Source organism: Bradyrhizobium diversitatis (assembly GCF_016031635.1).
In the GTDB taxonomy this organism is placed as follows: domain Bacteria; phylum Pseudomonadota; class Alphaproteobacteria; order Rhizobiales; family Xanthobacteraceae; genus Bradyrhizobium; species Bradyrhizobium diversitatis.
The window spans coordinates 1-20337 of record NZ_JACEGD010000066.1; the positions used below are offsets into that span (position 1 = coordinate 1).

Sequence of the window (20337 nt, forward strand, 5' to 3'; positions counted from 1 at the left end):
CCGCGGCCGGGATGACCGGCTTGCGTGGCGCCGCATGCTGGCGGGTCGCGGGGGCCAGCACGGGAGCTGCGAGCGGCCTGGCGGAGGCCGGGGCAGTGGGCCTGTCGGTGGCCGCCACGGGTGCGGTCTTTGCAGGCTTTGCGGTCTTGGGCGGCGATCCGTTGCTCGCCGGGTGTGACTTCGGCGAGGAGACCGCTGCCGCGGGTTTCGGCTTGTCCTTCGCCGGTTCCTTGGCGGCGGCATCCTTGGCTGGCGTCTTCGCGCCTTCCTTGGCCGGGGTGCCACCCTTGCTCGCGCCCTTCGCTGCGTCCTTGCCGGCTCCCTGGACCGTGCCTTTGGCTGTTGTTTCCTTGGTCGAGCCCTTGTTCGAGTCCTTGGCCGGTCCCTTCGCGGCGTCCTTGGCCGCTGGCTTTGCGGTCTCCTTGCCCGTCTCATTGGACTTGGCCGGAGCGGCGCAGCCCAGCGACAGCCCTGCCGTCAGGCACACGACAAGACCGGTGGATCGCCATGCGGCACGTGCAAGGGAGGTCACGGCGTTTCGTCGCCCCGAATCAGTGAAGTGGCTCAAGACCTAGCTAAGTTTGATTGAATATGCGGACAAAATACCAACAGCCGCTTACCTCGGGCCGATTTGCACCATCACCGCGGCAAAATCGCGGCCTAAACGTTGCCCTCACCCGGAAGCGGGCCTTTTACCGGCAGGATAGACCCGATATGAATGGGGCTTGCTCAAGAGATAGCCGCGTACGGAGGAAGTCCATGGCAGCCAAGACGAAGTTCCGGGGGTCGTTCACCGCCTTGGTCACGCCGTTCAAGAACGGCTCGCTGGACGAGGCGGCGTTCCGCTCCCTGGTCAACTGGCAGATTTCGGAGGGGACCAACGGCCTGGTCCCGGTCGGCACCACCGGCGAGAGCCCGACGCTGAACCATGACGAGCACAAGAAGGTCGTCGAATGGTGCATCGCTGAAGCCAAGGGCCGCGTGCCGGTCATCGCGGGCGCCGGCTCCAACTCGACCAAGGAGGCGATCGAGCTCTCGCAGCACGCCGAAAAGGCGGGTGCGGACGCCGTGTTGATCGTCACCCCCTACTACAACAAGCCGACCCAGGAAGGGATGTACCAGCACTTCAAGGCGATCAACGACGCGATCGGCATTCCGATCATCATCTACAACATCCCGCCGCGCTCGGTGATCGACATGTCGGTCGACACCATGAAGCGGCTGTGGGAGCTGAAGAACATCGCCGGCGTCAAGGACGCCACCGCGAGCATGGTTCGCGTGTCGCAGCAGCGCGCGGCGATGGGCGAGGATTTCAACCAGCTCTCGGGCGAGGACGCCACCATCATCGGCTACATGGCCCATGGCGGCCATGGCTGCATCTCGGTGACCTCGAACGTCGCGCCGCGCCTGTGCTCGGAGTTCCACGCCGCCTGGCAGAAGGGCGACACCAAGGCGGCGCTCGCGATCCACGACAAGCTGATGCCGCTGCACAACAACCTCTTCATCGAGAGCAATCCGGCGCCGATCAAGTACGCGATGTCGCTGCTGGGCAAGCTGGAGGAGACGCTGCGGCTGCCGATGGTGCCGGTCTCCGAGCCGACCCGCGTTGCCGTGCGCAGCGCGATGGTGCACGCGGGTCTGATCAACTGAGGCGTTAGCTTTTCCGGGGAGCGTTCATGAGCGCGGTCGAGGAAAAGGGCAGGCGGATGCTCAAGGAGTTCCGCGAGTTCGCCATGAAAGGCAACGTCGTCGACCTCGCGGTCGGCGTCATCATCGGTGCGGCCTTCGGCGGCATCGTCAACTCGCTGGTCGGCGACGTGATCATGCCGATCATCGGTGCCGTCACCGGCGGCCTCGACTTCTCGAACTACTTCACCCCCTTGTCGGCGAAGGTCACAGCCACCAACTTAGCTGATGCGAAAAAGCAAGGCGCCGTGCTGGCTTGGGGCAGCTTTCTCACGCTGACGATCAACTTCATCATCATTGCCTTCGTGCTGTTCCTGGTGATCCGCGCCATCAACACGCTGAAGCGCAAGGAAGAGGCGGCGCCGGCCGCTCCCCCGAAGCCGTCGGCCGAGGTCGAGCTGCTGACCGAGATCCGCGATCTCCTCAAGAAGTGACGCGCGCGCTTCATCCGAACTGTTAGATTCCGCGCGCATCTCAATCAGGTTTTATCCGTCATGGCCGACAAGAACGAGCGTCCGATCAAGGTCATGGCGGAAAATCGCAAGGCCCGCTTCAACTATGCGATCGAAGACACGATCGAGGCGGGGATTGCGCTGACGGGGACCGAGGTCAAGTCGATCCGCAACGGCAAGAGCACGATCGCGGAATCCTATGCCGATTCCAAGAACGGCGAGATCTGGCTGATCAACGCCACCATTCCCGAATATCTGCAAGGAAACCGCTTCAACCACGAGCCCAAGCGGCCGCGCAAACTGCTTCTCCACCGCCGGCAGATCAACAAGCTGATGGGCGCGGTCGACCGCGAGGGCATGACGCTGATCCCGCTCAAGCTCTATTTCAACGAGCGTGGTCGTGCCAAATTGCAGCTGGCGGTTGCTAAAGGCAAGAAGCTGCACGACAAGCGCGAGTCCGAGAAGAAGCGCGACTGGAGCCGGGAGAAGGGCCGGCTGATGCGGGCGAGGGGATGATGAAATGAATCAACGGAACCTGCTCGAGGTCGACTGGAGCCAGATTCCCGCGCCTGCCGACGACGGCGGCGCCGCGCATCTCAAGGGCATGACGTTGCCGCCGATCGGCCTGCTCGCCACCGACGACACGTCGGTCACGCTGTCGGCGCTGCGCGGCCGCACCGTGGTGTTCGCCTATCCCCGCACCGGCGAGTCCGGCAAGATCGCGCTGGTCGACGATTGGGACATGATCCCGGGGGCGCGCGGCTGCACGCCTCAGACGTGCGCATTTCGCGATCTGTTCGCAGAGCTGAAAGCCGCAGGCGCCTCACACGTGTTCGGCCTCTCGACCCAGAGCAACGCCTACCAGACCGAGATGGCCTCGCGCCTGCATCTGCCGTTCCCGGTGCTCTCGGACGAGAAGCTGGCGCTGACGCGCGCCTTGAACCTGCCGACCATGGAGGTCGCGGGGCTGACGCTGATCAAGCGTCTCGCGCTGGTTATCGACGACGCCAGGATCACGCATGTGTTCTATCCGGTGTTTCCACCCGACCGGAACGCCGGCGACGTGCTCGACTGGCTGAAGGCCAATCCCGCCAAGGCCTAGATCGCCCGCCCAGGGTGAAATGATGTCGGTCGAAACCGATGCGATCCGGGTGAGGGGATCACAACCCCTGACTCCCTCAGGCCCTAATCGAGACCGGCCTTCACCTTCGCGAACACGCTTCGGAACATGTCCGGCGTCAGCACGCCGGTGTTCGTGTTGTAGCGCGAGCAATGATAGCTGTCGTAGAGCTTGAACCGGCCTGCCTGATGCACTGCGCCGTGGCCGAAGGGGGCCTGCGAGCCCTTCAGATTCAGCGGCTTGAGCACGCTGTCGTGCGCAATCCGCCCGAGCGCGACGATCGCGCGCAGGTTCGGCATCGACGCCAGATTCGCCACGAGGAACTGGCGGCAGGTGTTGATCTCGACCGGCAGCGGCTTGTTCTGCGGCGGCACGCAATGCACGGCATTGGCGATCCGGCAGTCGACCAGTTGCAGGCCGTCGTCGGGGCGCGCCTGATAGGTCCCCCTGGCAAAGCCGTATTCGAGCAGCGTGCTGTAGAGCAGGTCGCCGGCATAATCGCCGGTGAAAGGCCGTCCCGTGCGGTTGGCGCCTTGCATTCCCGGCGCGAGGCCCACGATCAGGAGGCGTGCTTCGAGGTCGCCGAAGGGCGCAACCGGCGCATTGTGCCACGACGGCTCGCGCGTGCGGTTCGCCTCGCGAAACGCGACCAGGCGCGAACAGAGCGGACAGTCACGGTCGGGAACGACGGCGAGAGGCCGGCGGCTTGACCGGGCCGCCTCACTCCTCGAAGTCTTCATCGCCCCTCGGCGCCATCGTGGTTGCGCGCTGGAGGAATTGCGGGGCGTGGTGACGTTCGCCACGCTCGCCGCGGTCGCGTGGGGCGGGGCGCTCGGACGGGTCGCGGCCGAGCTTGGATTGCAGCTCGACGAGGTCGGTAAAGACGTCGGCCTGGCGGCGCAGCTCGTCGGCGATCATCGGCGGCTGGCTGGCGATGGTGGAGATCACCGTGACCCGCACGCCGCGGCGCTGCACGGCCTCGACCAGGGAGCGAAAGTCGCCGTCACCCGAGAACAGCACCATCTGGTCGATATGCTCGGCGAGCTCCATGGCGTCCACGGCAAGCTCGATGTCCATGTTGCCCTTGACCTTGCGGCGGCCGGAGGCGTCGATGAATTCCTTGGTCGCCTTGGTGACGACGGTGTAGCCGTTGTAATCCAGCCAGTCGATCAACGGGCGGATCGAGGAGTATTCCTGGTCTTCGATGATGGCGGTGTAATAGAACGCCCGCAACAACGTCCCGCGGCCCTGAAACTCCTTCAGTAGACGCTTGTAATCGATGTCGAAGCCCAGCGTTTTCGCGGTCGCGTAGAGATTGGCCCCATCGATGAAGAGCGCGATCTTGTTGGTAGGAGAAGGTGACATTCAGTTTGCTCGCGTAGTGTTCGTGATTGATCGTTTTTTGTTGGCGCGGCGACAGCAAGCCGCGCAGTTCTAAAGTGCCGCTGAGACCCGTCGAAACCGCAAGTCCGGAGAAGTCGGGGCAATCAAGGTATAGTTATGGCGGACTTGCATACACCCGGGGCTGCCCCCGATGGCAGCCCAGAAAACCCCGTCCCAGCCCCAATGTGGCGTTAGCAGAGCCGTTTGGCGAGACCAAATCACAAATTAGCCTTGCGAAATCGTCCCGGTCCCTATAACTAGCCCCAATCATCCACATATTTCGTCCCACCCACAACGGAGCGACAGTCCATGGCTCGCGTCACCGTAGAAGATTGCATCGACAAGGTCGACAACCGGTTTGACTTGGTCCTGCTGGCCGCCCACCGAGCCCGCATGATTTCGTCCGGCTCACAACTAACGGTTGACCGCGATAACGACAAGAACCCAGTTGTGTCTTTGCGTGAAATTGCCGAGACGACGATCTCGCCGGAGGATCTCCGCGAGGAGCTGGTGCACTCGCTCCAGAAGTTCGTCGAGGTGGACGAGCCCGAGCCGGATACGGTACCGCTGATCGGTTCCGCAGGGGCGAGCGTCGATGCGGACGATACCGAGGTCGCCGTGGAGCGCATGACCGAAGAAGAGCTGCTGAAGGGCCTGGAAGGCCTCGCGCCTCCCGAGGAGCAGCCCGAAGAAGACGAGTAATTCCTCCATCGTGATCATCGACTGCTTGTGATCTTACCAAAGGCCCGAACCCGTGTTCGGGCCTTTGCTTTTGTTGACGTTTTCGTGGTTACCATAGTGTTGCCGGTTGGCGCTGCGCCTGTCACTGAATTGATCGGACACACGCGCGATCGGAGCTAGGATGTATACAACGGACCGCCTCGGGCCCGTTTGAAAGCAGGACGGAATGGTATATCGGCGCCGCAGATCCACGCAGATGCAGGCCGCAACCGAATCGGTTGCCGTGGCCCCGACTGCGCCGGTCGCGCGCCCCGCCAGGCCCCGCGCGCGCATGATGCGTCAATATGACCTCGTAGAGCGCGTCAGATCCTACAATCCCAACACCAACGAAGACCTGCTGAACCGCGCCTATGTCTACGCCATGAAGGCGCATGGTTCGCAGACCCGCGCCTCGGGCGATCCGTATTTCTCGCACCCGCTCGAAGTGGCGGCCATTCTCACCGACCTGAAGCTCGACGACGCCACCATCGTGGCAGCACTGCTGCACGATACGATCGAGGACACCGAGGCGACACGGGCCGAGATCGACCAGATCTTCGGGCCGGAGATCGGTGCGCTGGTCGAGGGCCTGACCAAGCTGAAGCGGCTCGAGCTGGTGTCACGCGAGGCCAAGCAGGCCGAGAACCTGCGCAAATTGTTGCTGGCCATTGCGGATGATGTCCGCGTGCTTCTGGTCAAGCTCGCCGACCGCTTGCACAACATGCGCACGCTGGAATTCGTGCCGACGGAATCGCGCCGGCGCATCGCCGAGGAGACGCTCGACATCTACGCGCCGCTGGCGGGGCGCATGGGCATGCAGGAGATGCGCGAAGAGCTGGAGGATCTGTCCTTCCGCACCCTCGATCCCGAAGCCTATTCGGTGGTGATGCAGCGGCTCGACGCGCTTGCCGAGCGCAACCGCAATTTGATCGGCGAGATCGAGGACCAGCTCTCCAACAATCTGCGGCACAGGGGCCTCGGCGCGCGGGTCTATGGCCGCCGCAAGAAGCCGTTCTCGATCTGGACCAAGATGGAGCGCAAGTCGGTCGGCTTCGAGCAATTGTCCGACATCTTCGGCTTCCGCCTCGTCGTCAACGACATCGAGGCCTGCTATCGCGCGCTCGGGATCGTCCACACCACCTGGCCGGTCGTGCCGGGGCGCTTCAAGGACTACATCTCGACGCCGAAGCAGAACGACTACCGCTCGATCCACACCACCGTGATCGGCCCCGGCAACCAGCGCGTCGAGCTCCAGATCCGCACCGAGGCGATGGACCAGATCGCCGAGCGCGGCATCGCCGCGCATGTCTTCTACAAGGAAGGCGTGGGCTCGCCGACCGAATACCTCAAGCGCGAGTCCAACGCATTCTCCTGGCTGCGCCACACCATCGGAATCCTCTCCGAGAGCGCCAATCCCGAGGAATTCCTCGAGCACACCAAGCTCGAGCTGTTCCACGACCAGGTGTTCTGCTTCACCCCGAAGGGCAAGCTGATCGCGCTGCCGCGCCACGCCAACGTGATCGACTTCGCCTATGCGGTGCACACCGACGTCGGCAACAGCGCGGTGGGCTGCAAGATCAACGGCAAGTTCGCGCCGCTGTCCTCGGAGCTCCAGAACGGCGACGAGGTCGAGGTGCTGACCTCGGAGGCGCAATCCGCGCCGCCGTCGGCCTGGGAGACGCTCGCGGTCACCGGCAAGGCGCGCGCCGCGATCCGCCGCGCCACGCGCACCGCCGTGCGCGATCAATATGTCGGCCTCGGCCGGCGCATCGTCGAGCGCCTGTTCGAGCGCGCCAAGATCGAATATGCCGACGACAAGCTCAAGGGCGCGCTGCCGCGGCTCGCGCGCACCTCGATCGAGGACGTCATGGCGGCGGTCGGCCGCGGCGAGATCAAGGCCTCCCACGTCGCGCGTGCGATGTATCCCGACTACAAGGAGGAGCGCATCGCACGCTACGGCGTCAAGAAGGGCCTCGCCGCCAAGCTCAAGGAAAAGGGCGCCTCGGAGCCGCCGCGCAGCCCGGTCGCGATCCCGATCCGCGGCATCAACTCCGACTTGCCGATCAAGTTCGCTCCCAATGGCGGCGCCGTGCCCGGGGACCGCATCGTCGGCATCGTCACGCCGGGCGAGGGCATCACGATCTATCCGATCCAGGCGCCGGCGCTGAAGGATTTCGAGGAGGAGCCGGAGCGCTGGCTCGACGTCCGCTGGGACATCGAGGATTCCGCGCCGCAGCGCTTCCCGGCTCGCATCAGGGTCGAGAACGTCAACGAGCCCGGCGCGCTGGCGCAGATCGCGACCGTGATCGCCGAGCACGACGGCAACATCGACAATATCAGCATGCAGCGCCGCTCGCCGGACTTCACGGAGACGACGATCGATCTCGAAGTCTACGATCTGAAGCACCTGAGCGCGATCCTGGCTCAGTTGCGCGCGAAGGCGGTCGTCGCCAAAGTCGAACGTGTTAATGGATAGGCGCCTTGCATATGCGCCTGTCGCCCTGATTTCGTGAGTCCTGAAATGCCCGCAACTCCGCTCCGCCTCGGCGTCAATGTCGACCATGTCGCGACCCTGCGTAACGCGCGCGGTGGCCGCAATCCGGATCCGGTGCGCGCGGCGCTGCTCGCGATCGAGGCCGGCGCCGACGGCATCACCGCGCATCTGCGCGAGGATCGCCGGCACATCCGCGACGAGGACATGGCGCGGCTGAAGGCGGAGATCTCGAAGCCGCTCAATTTCGAGATGGCGGCAACCGACGACATGTTGCGCATCTCGCTCGCCACCAAGCCGCATGCGGTCTGCCTGGTTCCGGAGCGGCGCCAGGAGGTGACGACCGAAGGCGGACTGGATGTGGTCGGCCAGCACAACGCGCTCGCGCCCTATATCGCGCGGCTGAACGATGCCGGCATCCGGGTCTCGCTGTTCATCGCCGCCGATCCCGCCCAGATCGAAATGGCGGCACGGCTGCGCGCGCCCGTGATCGAGATCCACACCGGCGCATGGTGCGACGCCGTCGTCGACGGCCACGCCGACAAGGCCGAGGCCGAATGGCGGCGGATCGTGGCGGGGGCGAAGCTGGCCAGGGATGCCGGGCTCGAGGTCCATGCCGGGCACGGGCTCGACTATGCCACGGCGGAGACGATCGCGGCCCTGCCTGAGATCATGGAGCTCAACATCGGCTACTACATGATCGGCGAGGCGCTGTTCGTGGGTCTGGCCGAGACCGTGCGCAACATGCGCGCGGCGATGGACCGTGGCCGGGGCCGGGCATGATCATCGGCATCGGCTCCGACCTGATCGACATCACCCGCGTGGCCAAGGTGATCGAACGGCATGGCGAGCGCTTCCTCGACCGCATCTTCACTGCGGCCGAGCGGGCCAAGGCGGAACGGCGCGCCAAGAACGAGAAGATGGTGGTGGCGACCTACGCCAAGCGCTTCGCCGCCAAGGAGGCCTGCTCAAAGGCACTCGGCACCGGCATCAGGCGCGGCGTCTGGTGGCGCGACATGGGCGTGGTCAACCTGCCGGGGGGGCGGCCGACCATGCAGCTGACCGGCGGCGCGCTGGCCCGGCTTCAGGCCCTGACGCCGGACGGATTCGAGGCGCGGATCGACGTTTCGATCACCGACGACTGGCCGCTGGCGCAGGCCTTTGTCATCATTTCCGCCGTGCCACCTGCGAAGCCCTGAGGAGATCCGCCTTATTTTATAATTCATATGTAAAATCAATATCTTAATCAGTTTTGATGCGATCCTTGATTGCGTGGCCTCCGACAACCGTCTAAAAGTCCGCCGTCGCAAATCAGCTTGGGCGAATTCGGCTTTACGCCGGAATTGGCCCTCACTATCAGAATCAGGACAATCTCCATGGGCCGCGAAGCAATGGGCTGTTCGCGCCAGGAGGGCGCTCTGTGACCGCCGGCCGGAATTGAGAGAGCAATGAGCGTGACTTCAGGAACGAAAACTGAGAGCGGCGTCGGTGAAACGATCCGGGTCGTCATTCATGCTCTCCTGATCGCGCTGGTGATCCGCACCTTCCTGTTTCAGCCTTTCAACATTCCGTCGGGCTCGATGAAGGCGACGCTGCTGGTCGGCGACTATCTGTTCGTCTCGAAATATTCCTACGGCTATAGCCACTATTCGATTCCGTTCTCGCCGCCGCTGTTCTCGGGGCGAATCTGGGGCTCGGATCCGAACCGCGGCGACATCGTCGTGTTCCGCCTGCCGAAGGACGATTCCACGGACTACATCAAGCGCGTGATCGGCCTTCCCGGCGACCGCGTCCAGATGCGCGACGGACTGCTCTACATCAACGACACGCCGGTCGAGCGGCAGCGCATGAGCGAGTATGTCGGCGAAGACCCCTGCGGCTCAGAAGGCGGCGGCATCTCCCGGGTGAAGCGCTGGAAGGAGACGCTGCCGAACGGCGTGTCTTATGAGACGCTGGACTGCGCCGACAACGGCTACATGGACAACACCAACGTCTACACGGTGCCGCCCGGCCACTTCTTCATGATGGGCGACAATCGCGACAACTCCACCGACAGCCGCTTCCTCGGCCAGGTCGGCTACGTGCCGCAGGAAAATCTGATCGGCCGCGCCCAGATGATCTTCTTCTCCATCGCCGAAGGCGAGCATGCCTGGATGTTCTGGCGCTGGCCGTGGGCGGTACGCTGGAATCGTTTCTTCAAAATCGTCCGATGAAAGACGAAGCCAAGGACATCGCGACCCAACCGACCGAGGCGCAAGCGGGCCCCGAAGGGGCAGCTGCGACCAAGCCAGCTGCGGACAAGGCGCCTGCGAAGAAGAAGCGGGTGCGGAGCAGCAAGGCCAAGGCCACGGATGCGAATGCGGCGCTCGAGGCGCGCATCGGCCACAGCTTCGCTGACCCGAACCTCCTGATGCAGGCGATCACGCATGTCTCGGCGCTGAAGTCCGGACGCAAGCGCGGCGACAGCTATCAGCGGCTGGAATTCCTCGGCGACCACGTGCTCGGGCTCGTCGTCTCCGACATGCTCTATCACGCCTTCCCGAACGCCGACGAAGGCGAGCTGTCCAAGCGTCTGGCCGAGCTCGTGCGCAAGGAAAGTTGCGCCGACGTCGCCAAGTCGCTCGGTCTGGTCGACGACATCAAGCTGGGATCGGTTGGATCCAGCGCCGATGCGCGCCTGCGCAAGAGCGTGCTGGGGGACATCTGCGAGGCCGTGATCGGCGCCATCTTCCTCGACGGCGGCCATGTGGCGGCAGCCGAATTCGTCAAGCGCAACTGGACCGAGCGCATGCACAAGCCGCGCCGTCCCTTGCGCGACCCCAAGACCGTGCTGCAGGAATGGGCGCAAGGGAAGGGGCTGCCGACGCCTGTTTACCGCGAGGTCGAGCGCACCGGCCCGCATCACGACCCGCAGTTCCGCGTGGCAGTCGATCTGCCGGGGCTTGCGCCGGCGGAAGGCATCGGCGGCAGCAAACGCGCGGCAGAGAAGGTGGCAGCTTCAGTGATGATCGAACGCGAAGGCGTTGGCGGCGGCAATGACGGCTGAAGCAAGCGGCGAGGCGCCCACTGGTACGCGCTGCGGCTTCGTTGCGCTGATCGGCGCGCCGAATGTCGGCAAGTCCACGCTGGTCAACGCGCTGGTCGGGGCCAAGGTCACGATCGTCTCGCGCAAGGTGCAGACCACGCGCGCGCTGATCCGCGGCATCGTCATCGAGAACAATGCGCAGATCATCCTGGTCGACACGCCCGGCATCTTCTCGCCCAAGCGCCGGCTCGACCGCGCCATGGTCTCGACCGCCTGGAGCGGGGCGCATGATGCCGACCTCGTCTGCGTGCTGCTGGATGCCAAGACCGGGATCGACGAGGAAGCGGAGGCGATCCTCGCCAAGGCCGCCGGCGTCAATCACGAGAAGATCCTGGTGATCAACAAGGTCGATCTGGTCCAGCGCGAGAAGCTGCTGGCGCTGGCGCAAGCCGCCAACGAGCGCATGAAGTTCGCGCGGACCTTCATGATCTCGGCGATCTCGGGCGACGGCGTCGACGACATCCGCAAGACGCTCGCGGAAATGGTGCCGCCGGGCCCGTTCCTCTATCCCGAGGACCAGATGTCGGACGCGCCGATGCGGCAACTCGCGGCCGAGATCACGCGGGAAAAGATCTATCAGAAGCTGCACCAGGAATTGCCCTACCAGTCCACGGTCGAGACCGACAAGTGGGAGGAGCGCAAGGATCATTCGGTGCGGATCGAGCAGACGATCTTCGTCGAGCGCGAAAGCCAGCGCAAGATCGTGCTCGGCAAGGGCGGCGCAACCATCAAGTCGATCGGCGCGGATTCGCGGAAGGAACTGATGCAGATCCTCGACGTGCCGGTGCATCTGTTCCTGTTCGTCAAGGTACGCGAGAACTGGGGCGACGACCCCGATCGCTACCGCGAGATGGGCCTGGACTTCCCCAGGGAATAACCAAGAAAAGATCGGTATCCGATGAGCGTGCCCAGCAACGTCCGGCGCTTCGAAGCGCTGCTCTATGCATCGTTGATGCTGGATGCCCTCTCGGTCGCGGCGCAGGACCGCACGCCCAACACCGAGATGACCGAGCAGATGATCATGACGGCGACCTTGCTCGCCGGCGGCATGATCCTGCTGCTGGTCTATTTCGTCTGGCTGGCCGCGCATCGGCGCAAGAACTGGCCGCGCTGGGTGCTGGCGGCGGCCCTGGTGTTGTCGGTGATCTCGCTCGGCCAGATCATCGGGGAGAGGGGCCTGGAGCTCGACAGCGCCATCGAGATCGTCTCCTGCGCGCTGACCGCGGTCGGACTTTATTTCTCCTTCACCGGCGATGCGCAGGGCTGGTTCAACGCCTAGCGTCATTCCGGGGCGCCTCGAAGAGGCGAACCCGGAATGACGGGGAGAAGGCACTGCGCTCCTCACCGGAATCCTGTAATATTTCCTCATGGAATGGACCGACGAGGGCATCGTGCTGGGGGTGCGGCGGCATGGCGAGAGCAGTGCCATCGTCGAGCTCTTGACGCGCGCCCACGGCCGGCATCTCGGCCTCGTCCGCGGCGGCGCCGGCTCGCGGATGCGGCCCCTCTTGCAGCCCGGCAACAGCGTCAGCGCAGTGTGGCGGGCGCGGCTCGACGAACATCTCGGTACCTATGCTGTCGAGGGATTGAAGCTGCGCGCGGCGACGCTGCTGGCATCGTCCCATGGGGTCTATGGCATCACCCATCTCGCCTCGGTTGCGCGGCTCTTGCCGGAGCGCGATCCGCACGAAGAGATCTTTGCGTTGCTCGAACATTCGCTCGACGATTTCGACGACATCGGCAGCGCCGCCGTGCATCTGATCCATTTCGAGCTGGCGATGCTCGCCGAGCTGGGTTTCGGCCTGGCGCTGGACAATTGCGCGGTGACCGGCGAGACCACGGACCTGATCTACGTCTCGCCGAAATCCGGCGGGGCGGTGTCGCGCGGCGCGGGCGAGCCGTGGCGCGACCGGCTGTTGCGGCTGCCGGCCTTTCTGCGCCATGGCGAGACCGCGAGCGATCTCACCGATCAGGATCTCCAGGACGGCTTCCGGCTCACCGGCCTGTTCCTGCTGCGTCACGTGCTGGAGCCGCGCGGTCAGGGCCATTCCGACGCGCGGGCCGGCTTCATCAATGCCTTGATACGGCAGCAGGCGAGGGCGGCGATTCCCGCGCCATGAGCTCATCGGGACTCTGCATTGCCAGATGGCATGAAGTTCCCAGGAACCAAATCGGGCCGGTCGAGTTCGCCTTCAGGTTCCATAACGGGGACAGCCTAAATGTTGATCAGGGGATTCGCCTTCTCCGCGGCGCTGTTTGCGTTTGCGCCCGATGCAATGGCCGGCGAGCCGCAACCCGGCTTGTTTCGCCGGGCTTCCTGCACGGTCGTCCGGTATTATGTGGCAAAATATTCTGCTGCCGCCGCAGAGACATGGGCGCGGGCCCATGGCGCGACCGAGGCTGAGATCGAGGCCGCCCGCCGTTGCGTGAGCAATAATGCGCCGGCACCCGCCCAAACGCCTGGTCAGGCTAAAACCCAGACATTCACGGCCGGCTGGGCAGGCCACTAGGCCGCCCCCGGGGAACCATTCGATCCTTGCCCGATTCGCTTCCACGGTTTAACCGGGCGGCATGGGAAAACGAATCGTTCCGCCGGAAGAACCGGCCGAGATCCATGAGGTGCCGCTGCGCGAGGCGCTGGAAGAGCGCTATCTCGCCTATGCGCTCTCGACCATCATGCACCGCGCGCTGCCAGACGCACGCGACGGCCTGAAGCCGGTGCACCGGCGCATCCTCTACGGCATGCGGCTGCTCAGGCTCGACCCCGGCACGGCCTTCAAGAAATCCGCCAAGATCGTCGGCGACGTGATGGGCTCGTTCCATCCGCACGGCGACCAGGCGATCTACGACGCCATGGTGCGCCTCGCGCAGGATTTCTCCTCGCGCTATCCGCTGGTCGACGGCCAGGGCAATTTCGGCAATATCGACGGCGATAACCCCGCCGCCTACCGCTACACCGAAGCGCGCATGACCGACGTGGCGCGGCTTCTGCTGGAGGGCATCGACGAGGACGGCGTCGAATTCCGCGCCAATTATGACGGCCAGTCGAAAGAGCCCGTCGTGCTGCCCGGCGGCTTCCCGAACCTGCTCGCCAACGGCGCGCAGGGCATCGCGGTCGGCATGGCGACCTCGATCCCGCCGCACAACGCCGCCGAGCTCTGCGACGCTGCGCTGCATCTGATCGAGAAGCCCGACGCGAAATCCAAGGCGCTGATGAAGTGGGTGAAGGGCCCGGACTTCCCGACCGGTGGCATCTGCGTCGATTCCAAGCAGGCCATTGCCGAAGCCTACTCCACCGGCCGCGGCTCGTTCCGTGTCCGTGCGCGGTGGACGCAGGAGGAGGGCGCGCGCGGCACCTGGGTCGTCGTCGTCACCGAGATCCCGTTCCTGGTGCAGAAGTCGCGCCTGATCGAGAAAGTCGCCGAGCTGCTCGACCAGAAGAAGCTGCCGCTGGTCGGCGACATCAGGGACGAGTCGGCCGAAGACGTCCGCATCGTGATCGAGCCGAAATCGAAGAACGTCGATCCCGCGCTGATGATGGAATCGCTGTTCCGGCTGACCGAGCTCGAAAACAAGATTCCGCTGAACCTCAACGTGCTGATCAAGGGCAAGGTGCCCAAGGTGGTCGGCCTGGCCGAGTGCTTGCGCGAATGGCTCGACCATCTGCGCGACGTGCTGATCCGGCGCAGCAATTATCGCAAGGCGCAGATCGAGCACCGGCTGGAGGTCCTGGGCGGGTTCCTGATCGCCTATCTGAACATCGACAAGGTGATCAAGATCATCCGCACCGAGGATGAGCCCAAGCCGGAGCTGATGAAGGCGTTCAAGCTCACCGAGGTGCAGGCCGAAGCCATCCTCAACATGCGCCTGCGCTCCTTGCGCAAGCTCGAGGAGATGGAGATCCGCACCGAGGACAAGAACCTCCGCGGCGAGCTCAAGGGCATCAATGCGGTGCTCGCCTCCGAGCCTGAGCAGTGGAAGAAGGTCAGCGAGCAGGTCGGCAAGGTCCGCGACATGTTCGGGCCGAAGACGCCGCTCGGCAAGCGCCGCACCACCTTTGCCGACGCGCCCGAGCACGATCTCGCCGCGATCGAGGAAGCCTTCGTCGAGCGCGAGCCGGTCACGGTCGTCGTCTCCGACAAGGGCTGGATCCGCACCATGAAGGGCCATGTCGAGGATCTCTCGGGCCTGGCCTTCAAGCAGGACGACAAGCTCGGCTTCGCGTTCTTCGCCGAGACGACCTCGAAGCTGCTGCTGTTCGCGACCAACGGCAAGTTCTACTCGCTCGACGTCGCGAAGCTGCCGGGCGGCCGCGGTCACGGCGAGCCGATCCGCCTGTTCATCGACCTCGAGCAGGAAGCCGCGCCCGTCGCGCTGTTCGTCAACAAGGGCGGGCGCAAGTTTCTGGTCGCCAGCCACGAGGGCCAGGGTTTCGTCGTCAACGAGGACGATTGCGTCGGCACCACCAAGAAGGGCAAGCAGGTCCTCAACGTCGACATGCCGAACGAGGCGCGCGCGATCACCGAAGTGCTCGGCGACACCGTCGCGGTCATCGGCGACAACCGCAAGATGCTGGTTTTCCCGCTCGACCAGGTGCCGGAAATGGCGCGCGGCCGCGGCGTTCGCCTGCAGAAGTACAAGGATGGCGGCCTCTCGGATATTGCTGTGTTCGACGCCAAGGCCGGCCTGACCTGGAAGGACTCCGCCGGTCGCGAATTCTCCGCGACCATGAAGGAGCTCGCCGAGTGGCAAGGCACCCGCGCTGACGCCGGCCGCCTGCCTCCGAAGGGTTTTCCGAAGTCGAACAAGTTCGGCCGGGGCATCGGGTAGGGACGGTCCCGTGTCCCGGACGCGCTGCAACGCGCTTGCGTTGCCGCGCAGAGCCGGGACCCATGTTGCGCGGACGATGCTCGGCGGCATGGGCCCCGGCTCAGCAGCGCACCGCTGAAGAAGCGCTGCGCTGCGTCCGGGGCACGAGATTGGTGCGCAACTGCATCCACATCATCATTGCGAGCGCAGCGACGCAATCCGGAGTCTTGCCGTGGCGGCAGTCTGGATTGCGTCGCTGCGCTCGCAATGACGGGATGCGATGGAGTCGCGCTCCAACCCAGAAGTGCACATCCCGCAAACGCGCGGCTGATAGCCGTGTGCGCATACGTGCTTCTGCCGTGTGGGCACGAACATTGCTTTTTGCTGGCGACCGTAACCGTTTCGCCAAGGCAAGAAGAAACCAAAGTTCAAACTCAAGTCTATGATTCCCGCGCTGTTCGGCCTCGCGCTGGCCGCGGCGCCGGCGCATGCGGCGTGGAATCTCGTCGCGGTGCTCGAAGCGGAAATCGTCACACTCGATCCGCATTTCTCCACGGCTTATATTTCGCGCACGTTTGGCTACATGGTGTTCGATACGCTGTTTGCGAAGGACTCCAAGGGCGACATCAAACCGCAGATGGTGCAGGACTGGAAGGTCTCGCCCGATGGCCTGACCTACAGTTTCACCCTGCGCGATGGCCTGAAGTGGCATGATGGCCAGCCGGTCACCGCGGCCGATTGCGTGGCCTCGCTGCGCCGCTGGGGCACCCGCAGCGCGCTCGGCCGCCGCATCTTCGCGATCACCGCATCGCTCGAGCCGACCGATGCCAAGACCTTCGTGCTGACGTTGAAGGAGCCGTCGGGTCTCGTCATCGACGCGCTCGGCAATCCCGTCAGCCCCGTCGCCTTCATGATGCCCGAGCGCATCGCCAAGACGCCCGGCGATCAGCGCATCACCGAGGTCGTCGGTTCCGGCCCGTTCGTCTACAGCAAGGCCGATCACCGCACCGGCGATCGCATGATCCTGAAGAAGTTCGCCGATTATGTGCCGCGCCCCGAGCCCGCCGACTTCCTCGCCGGCGGCAAGCGCGTCAATGTCGACACGCTGGAGGTCCGCGTCATTCCCGACGGTGCGACCGCAGCCTCCGCGCTCCAGGCCGGCGAGATCGACTTCATGCAATACGCCCCGTTCGATCTGTTGCCGCAGTTGGAGAAGAACTCCCGCGTCAAGCTCGTCAACTTCACCGGCGGCAACATGTTCGCAGGCGCCTACCGCCTGAACGCCGCGTCGAAACCGTTCGACGATCCCGCGATCCGGCGCGTGCTGTGGAAGCTGGTCGACCAGCGCGAAGTGCTGGATGCGCTCGGGCTGGATGCCAAATACGCCACGCTCTGCGCGACGTTCTTCACCTGCGGCACCACCTATGAAAGCAAGGCCGGCACCGAGGCCGCCGCCAAGCCCTCGATCGAAGCGGCGAAGGCCGCGCTGAAGGCGACCAAATATGCCGGCGAGCCCGTCGTCGTCATGGAGGCCAACGATCTCGAAGCCCCGCGCGTCTCGGCGCAGGTGCTTGCGGAACGGCTCAAGGCTGCCGGCTTCAACGTCGATCTGCAGGTGATGGACTGGGCGAGCGTGCTGGCGCGCCGTGCCAAGAAGGAGGGCTGGAGCGTCTACGGCGTTCACGCCGGCGGCTTCGATCTGGGCTCCCCGCTGACCAATGTCATGGTTGCCTTCAACTGCGCCGATTTCACCGGCTGGCAATGCGATCAGCGCATCACGCCGTTGCTGGAAGCCTTCGCCAAGGCGCCGGCCGAGGAGGACCGCAAGACAATCGCGGGCGAGATCCAGGCTGTCATGTACGATCAGGCACCCGCGATTCCCTGGGGCCAGTTCGCGCAGCCGGCCGCCTATCGCGCGACGTTGCGCGGTCTGATACCGTCCGCCATCCCGGTGTTCTGGAACGTTGAGAAGTAACGCGATGTACGATGTCATTGTTGTCGGCGGCGGCTCTGCCGGCGCCGCTGTTGCGGCACGGCTGTCCGAGGATCCCGCACGGCGCGTCCTGCTGCTCGAAGCGGGACGCGACTGGCGCGCCGATGAGGCGCCCTGGGAGGTGCGGACGCCCAATCCCATCCCGATCATCCACAAGCGCGAATACCAGGAGAAATGGCAATGGCCTGACCTTCTGACGCGCCGGGTGGCGGGGCAGGAGCCACGCTTCTACTGGCGCGGCAAGGGTCTCGGCGGCTCATCGATGATGAACGGCCAGATCGCCATCCGCGGCGTTGCGGACGCCTTCGACGAATGGGCGGCCAATGGCTGCACCGGCTGGTCGGCGAAGGAGGTGATGCCGCTGTTCTCCGTGATCGAGGACGATCTGGAATTCGGCGATGCCGAGGGACACGGACGCGGCGGGCCGCTGCCTGTTTATCGCGCGCCGCCCGAGAAATGGGGCCCGATCGATCGCGGCTTGCGCGACGCGGCGCTGGCGAGCGGTTACCCCTGGTGTGCCGATGTCAATGGTCCTGATGGCGAGGGCGTCGCCTGCTATCCCATCAACAGCCGCGACAGTCGCCGCATCACCACCAATGAGGGCTATCTCGAGCCCGCGCGCGGCCGCGCCAATCTGGAGATCCGCGGCCATGCGCTGGTCGATCGCGTGCTGATCAGCGACGGCCGCGCGACCGGCGTCCGCGTTCATATCGAGGGGCAGGGCACAAGCGAGATCAGCGCGCGCCAGATCGTGCTCTGCGCCGGTGCCATTCACAGTCCAGCGATCCTGCTGCGCTCGGGTGTTGGACCTGCCGAGGAGCTGAAGGCGATGGGGATCGCAGTCGCGCGCGATCTGCCGGTCGGCCGCCACTTCTTCGACCACCCGCTGTTTCGCGCCACGATCCAGCTTCGCGAGGACCTGCGGCCGACCGACCCGGACACCCGTCACACCAATTGCTGCGTGACCTACTCGTCGGGCCTCGCCAACGGCGGCAAGCGCGACATGATCCTGATCGCGTTCAATCACCGCGGCATCGGGGCAACAGGCGCGATCGGTGCCGGGCTGTTCAACGCGTATTCTCGCGGAACGCTGAAGCTCGCCTCGACCGATCCCGCAATCGATCCCGTCGTCGAGGAGAACATGCTGGCCGATCCCCGTGACATGCTGCGGATGATGGATGCGGTGAAACGCCTAGCCGTCATCACCTCGCAGCCTGCGCTATCCGGCATCGCCGACTGGATCCGGCTGACCGACACCCACCTGACGCTGCCGCAGGCGGCCAGCCTGCCGGATCACGAGCTCGACGCGGTGCTGCGGCGAGAGACCGGCGACATCCAGCACGCAGCCGGCAGCTGCCGGATGAGCGGCGGTGGGGATGCGGACGGCGTGGTCAATCCGGATGGCACGGTGAAGGGCATCACGGGCCTGCGCGTCGCCGACGCCTCGATCATGCCGTCCGACTGCCGCGCCAATACGCATTTCACGACGGTGGTGATTGGGGAAGCGATCGCGCGGATGATGATGCGGTAGCGCGACAACAACGGTGTCATGCCCCGGCTCGACCGGGGCATCCAGGGATCGCCCGGTCAAGCCCGGCGATGACACCGAGTGTGGTGCTCGCGGCTCCTCCGCGTCATTGCGAGCGTAGCGAAGCAATCCAGAATCTCTCCGCAGGTGCAGTCTGGATTGCTTCGTCGCATCAGCGCAAAATTGCTTCGCAATTTGTCGCGAGCTCTTCGCAAGACGGAGCAAGGGGTGGGGCCGCCGCTTTGCAATTCACATTCAAACAGCAGACGCAGCATCGCATTCCCGCGGCGCGTTTCGCCCGAGTTTTGCTCCAGCTGCACGCCCTCGAAAGAGACGAGGGCGCAGGGAAGGCCGGGCGCCGGCGGCACCCGAGTCCGTGCGCGCGACAGAAGATGCACACGGGGTGGACGACAGGTGATGCCGGTCGCCCGGCCTTCCCTGCGCGAATGGTTTTAACGGTGTCCTTCGTGCTCTTGTGTCCGCAAAATCTGCCAGGATGTGACAACGGGCGGTTCTGACCAACCGCCCGTCGCTGGATCCGAGCCCGTTCGTGCTCAAAGGCCTAGAGCCTGTCGGGGAGCGTGGGACGGATTCGGCGTGTCTTCCTCAACCCGAACAGTTGCATGGGCTTCGAGCCCGAACCGAGCAAGGAAGGGAGTGGATGATGGCACAAAATAGTCACGTTGTCGTCGGGATTGATGTGGCCAAGGACAAGGTGGATGCATGCATTCGCTCGCTGTCGCAACGGCAAGCGTTCCCGAGCGGTGCGAAGGGGCGGCGCAAGCTGGTCGCCTGGCTGCGCAAGCACAAGGTCGACAGAGCGGTGATGGAGGCGTCCGGCGGCTACGAGCGGGACTGGGCCAAGGCGCTGCGCGAAGCCTGCTTCGCGGTGCGGATCGTCGATCCACGGCGAGTGCGTAACTTCGCCCGATCGGCGGGGCGGCTCGCCAAGAACGATACGATCGACGCGGACACGATCGCCTGGTTCGCTGAGACGTTTGAAGATGCGCCGAGCCAAACCCACGATGCGGCGCGCGAGGAGCTGGCGGCACTGGTCAAAGCACGCAAAG

20 protein-coding genes and 1 pseudogene are annotated in these 20337 nt (G+C 64.7%); 18 read left to right on the forward strand and 3 right to left on the reverse strand.

Annotation, left to right across the window (positions count from 1 at the left end; genetic code table 11):
- A pseudogene (locus H1B27_RS37975) lies at positions 1-532 on the reverse strand (lytic transglycosylase domain-containing protein); the annotation flags it as partial.
- Positions 533-759: 227 nt separating this feature from the next.
- Between H1B27_RS37975 and dapA the strand changes: the two are divergent.
- From dapA to H1B27_RS37995, 4 genes are read left to right on the forward strand one after another with little or no spacing between them, the layout of a single operon-like run.
- Positions 760-1650 carry a 4-hydroxy-tetrahydrodipicolinate synthase gene (dapA, locus tag H1B27_RS37980; protein ID WP_197969561.1) on the forward strand — a complete coding sequence of 297 codons (891 nt, stop codon included), beginning with the start codon at positions 760-762 and terminating at the stop codon, positions 1648-1650.
- Between the two features lie 56 nt (positions 1651-1706).
- A complete protein-coding gene (gene mscL, locus H1B27_RS37985) occupies positions 1707-2120 on the forward strand; it encodes a large conductance mechanosensitive channel protein MscL (RefSeq protein WP_061877353.1) in 414 nt (137 codons plus the stop codon).
- Between the two features lie 60 nt (positions 2121-2180).
- Positions 2181-2654, forward strand: coding sequence for an SsrA-binding protein SmpB (smpB, locus tag H1B27_RS37990; RefSeq protein WP_024341117.1), 474 nt, complete (start codon positions 2181-2183; stop codon positions 2652-2654).
- 4 nt (positions 2655-2658) lie between these two features.
- Positions 2659-3240: a peroxiredoxin gene (locus tag H1B27_RS37995; protein WP_197969562.1), complete on the forward strand. Its 582-nt coding sequence runs from the start codon at positions 2659-2661 to the stop codon at positions 3238-3240.
- An 83-nt stretch (positions 3241-3323) separates the two neighbouring features.
- Here H1B27_RS37995 and H1B27_RS38000 read toward each other — a convergent pair whose 3' ends face one another.
- Both H1B27_RS38000 and H1B27_RS38005 read right to left on the reverse strand, forming a co-directional pair.
- Positions 3324-3998 (reverse strand): uracil-DNA glycosylase, encoded by a 675-nt coding sequence (locus H1B27_RS38000; RefSeq protein ID WP_197969563.1) that lies wholly within the window; start codon positions 3996-3998, stop codon positions 3324-3326.
- On the reverse strand, positions 3979-4623 hold the full coding sequence (locus H1B27_RS38005) for a LabA-like NYN domain-containing protein (protein WP_028179699.1): 645 nt from the start codon (positions 4621-4623) through the stop codon (positions 3979-3981). Before H1B27_RS38005 ends, H1B27_RS38000 begins: the two co-directional genes overlap by 20 nt.
- A gap of 327 nt (positions 4624-4950) precedes the next feature.
- Between H1B27_RS38005 and rpoZ the strand changes: the two genes are divergently transcribed.
- From rpoZ to H1B27_RS38075, 14 genes are all read left to right on the forward strand, one after another.
- Positions 4951-5343, forward strand: coding sequence for a DNA-directed RNA polymerase subunit omega (gene rpoZ / locus H1B27_RS38010; RefSeq protein WP_007603391.1), 393 nt, complete (start codon positions 4951-4953; stop codon positions 5341-5343).
- 205 nt (positions 5344-5548) lie between these two features.
- Positions 5549-7837 carry a RelA/SpoT family protein gene (locus tag H1B27_RS38015; RefSeq protein ID WP_061877330.1) on the forward strand — a complete coding sequence of 763 codons (2289 nt, stop codon included), beginning with the start codon at positions 5549-5551 and terminating at the stop codon, positions 7835-7837.
- Between the two features lie 45 nt (positions 7838-7882).
- Positions 7883-8635, forward strand: coding sequence for a pyridoxine 5'-phosphate synthase (locus H1B27_RS38020; RefSeq protein WP_197969564.1), 753 nt, complete (start codon positions 7883-7885; stop codon positions 8633-8635).
- On the forward strand, positions 8632-9051 hold the full coding sequence (acpS, locus tag H1B27_RS38025) for a holo-ACP synthase (protein ID WP_131868067.1): 420 nt from the start codon (positions 8632-8634) through the stop codon (positions 9049-9051). The genes H1B27_RS38020 and acpS overlap by 4 nt, the downstream gene beginning before the upstream one ends.
- Positions 9052-9300: 249 nt before the next feature.
- Positions 9301-10065, forward strand: coding sequence for a signal peptidase I (gene lepB / locus H1B27_RS38030; protein ID WP_061877333.1), 765 nt, complete (start codon positions 9301-9303; stop codon positions 10063-10065).
- Complete coding sequence (gene rnc, locus H1B27_RS38035; protein WP_061877334.1) at positions 10062-10898, forward strand: ribonuclease III; 837 nt, start codon at positions 10062-10064, stop codon at positions 10896-10898. The genes lepB and rnc overlap by 4 nt, the downstream gene beginning before the upstream one ends.
- Positions 10888-11814, forward strand: coding sequence for a GTPase Era (era, locus tag H1B27_RS38040; RefSeq protein WP_197969565.1), 927 nt, complete (start codon positions 10888-10890; stop codon positions 11812-11814). Before rnc ends, era begins: the two co-directional genes overlap by 11 nt.
- 21 nt (positions 11815-11835) lie before the next feature.
- Positions 11836-12216, forward strand: coding sequence for a hypothetical protein (locus H1B27_RS38045; protein WP_197969566.1), 381 nt, complete (start codon positions 11836-11838; stop codon positions 12214-12216).
- Positions 12217-12304: 88 nt separating this feature from the next.
- On the forward strand, positions 12305-13057 hold the full coding sequence (gene recO / locus H1B27_RS38050; RefSeq protein ID WP_061877337.1) for a DNA repair protein RecO: 753 nt from the start codon (positions 12305-12307) through the stop codon (positions 13055-13057).
- A gap of 99 nt (positions 13058-13156) precedes the next feature.
- A complete protein-coding gene (locus H1B27_RS38055) occupies positions 13157-13447 on the forward strand; it encodes a hypothetical protein (RefSeq protein WP_197969567.1) in 291 nt (96 codons plus the stop codon).
- Positions 13448-13508: 61 nt separating this feature from the next.
- On the forward strand, positions 13509-15767 hold the full coding sequence (gene parC, locus H1B27_RS38060; RefSeq protein ID WP_197969568.1) for a DNA topoisomerase IV subunit A: 2259 nt from the start codon (positions 13509-13511) through the stop codon (positions 15765-15767).
- Between the two features lie 421 nt (positions 15768-16188).
- A complete protein-coding gene (locus H1B27_RS38065) occupies positions 16189-17721 on the forward strand; it encodes an ABC transporter substrate-binding protein (protein WP_197969569.1) in 1533 nt (510 codons plus the stop codon).
- 4 nt (positions 17722-17725) lie between these two features.
- Positions 17726-19270: a GMC family oxidoreductase gene (locus H1B27_RS38070; RefSeq protein WP_061877341.1), complete on the forward strand. Its 1545-nt coding sequence runs from the start codon at positions 17726-17728 to the stop codon at positions 19268-19270.
- Positions 19271-19928: 658 nt separating this feature from the next.
- The coding region (locus H1B27_RS38075) for an IS110 family transposase (RefSeq protein ID WP_246516018.1) at positions 19929-20337 on the forward strand (409 nt) is incomplete at its 3' end.

Bases quoted from the DNA above. Each gene is read 5' to 3' on its own strand.
- dapA (WP_197969561.1), top strand. From the start codon at position 760: ATGGCAGCCAAGACGAAGTTCCGGGGGTCGTTCACCGCCTTGGTCACG.
- mscL (WP_061877353.1), top strand. From the start codon at position 1,707: ATGCTCAAGGAGTTCCGCGAGTTCGCCATGAAAGGCAACGTCGTCGAC.
- smpB (WP_024341117.1), top strand. From the start codon at position 2,181: ATGGCCGACAAGAACGAGCGTCCGATCAAGGTCATGGCGGAAAATCGC.
- H1B27_RS37995 (WP_197969562.1), top strand. From the start codon at position 2,659: ATGAATCAACGGAACCTGCTCGAGGTCGACTGGAGCCAGATTCCCGCG.
- H1B27_RS38000 (WP_197969563.1), bottom strand. From the start codon at position 3,998: ATGAAGACTTCGAGGAGTGAGGCGGCCCGGTCAAGCCGCCGGCCTCTC.
- H1B27_RS38005 (WP_028179699.1), bottom strand. From the start codon at position 4,623: ATGTCACCTTCTCCTACCAACAAGATCGCGCTCTTCATCGATGGGGCC.
- rpoZ (WP_007603391.1), top strand. From the start codon at position 4,951: ATGGCTCGCGTCACCGTAGAAGATTGCATCGACAAGGTCGACAACCGG.
- H1B27_RS38015 (WP_061877330.1), top strand. From the start codon at position 5,549: ATGGTATATCGGCGCCGCAGATCCACGCAGATGCAGGCCGCAACCGAA.
- H1B27_RS38020 (WP_197969564.1), top strand. From the start codon at position 7,883: ATGCCCGCAACTCCGCTCCGCCTCGGCGTCAATGTCGACCATGTCGCG.
- acpS (WP_131868067.1), top strand. From the start codon at position 8,632: ATGATCATCGGCATCGGCTCCGACCTGATCGACATCACCCGCGTGGCC.
- lepB (WP_061877333.1), top strand. From the start codon at position 9,301: ATGAGCGTGACTTCAGGAACGAAAACTGAGAGCGGCGTCGGTGAAACG.
- rnc (WP_061877334.1), top strand. From the start codon at position 10,062: ATGAAAGACGAAGCCAAGGACATCGCGACCCAACCGACCGAGGCGCAA.
- era (WP_197969565.1), top strand. From the start codon at position 10,888: ATGACGGCTGAAGCAAGCGGCGAGGCGCCCACTGGTACGCGCTGCGGC.
- H1B27_RS38045 (WP_197969566.1), top strand. From the start codon at position 11,836: ATGAGCGTGCCCAGCAACGTCCGGCGCTTCGAAGCGCTGCTCTATGCA.
- recO (WP_061877337.1), top strand. From the start codon at position 12,305: ATGGAATGGACCGACGAGGGCATCGTGCTGGGGGTGCGGCGGCATGGC.
- H1B27_RS38055 (WP_197969567.1), top strand. From the start codon at position 13,157: ATGTTGATCAGGGGATTCGCCTTCTCCGCGGCGCTGTTTGCGTTTGCG.
- parC (WP_197969568.1), top strand. From the start codon at position 13,509: ATGGGAAAACGAATCGTTCCGCCGGAAGAACCGGCCGAGATCCATGAG.
- H1B27_RS38065 (WP_197969569.1), top strand. From the start codon at position 16,189: ATGATTCCCGCGCTGTTCGGCCTCGCGCTGGCCGCGGCGCCGGCGCAT.
- H1B27_RS38070 (WP_061877341.1), top strand. From the start codon at position 17,726: ATGTACGATGTCATTGTTGTCGGCGGCGGCTCTGCCGGCGCCGCTGTT.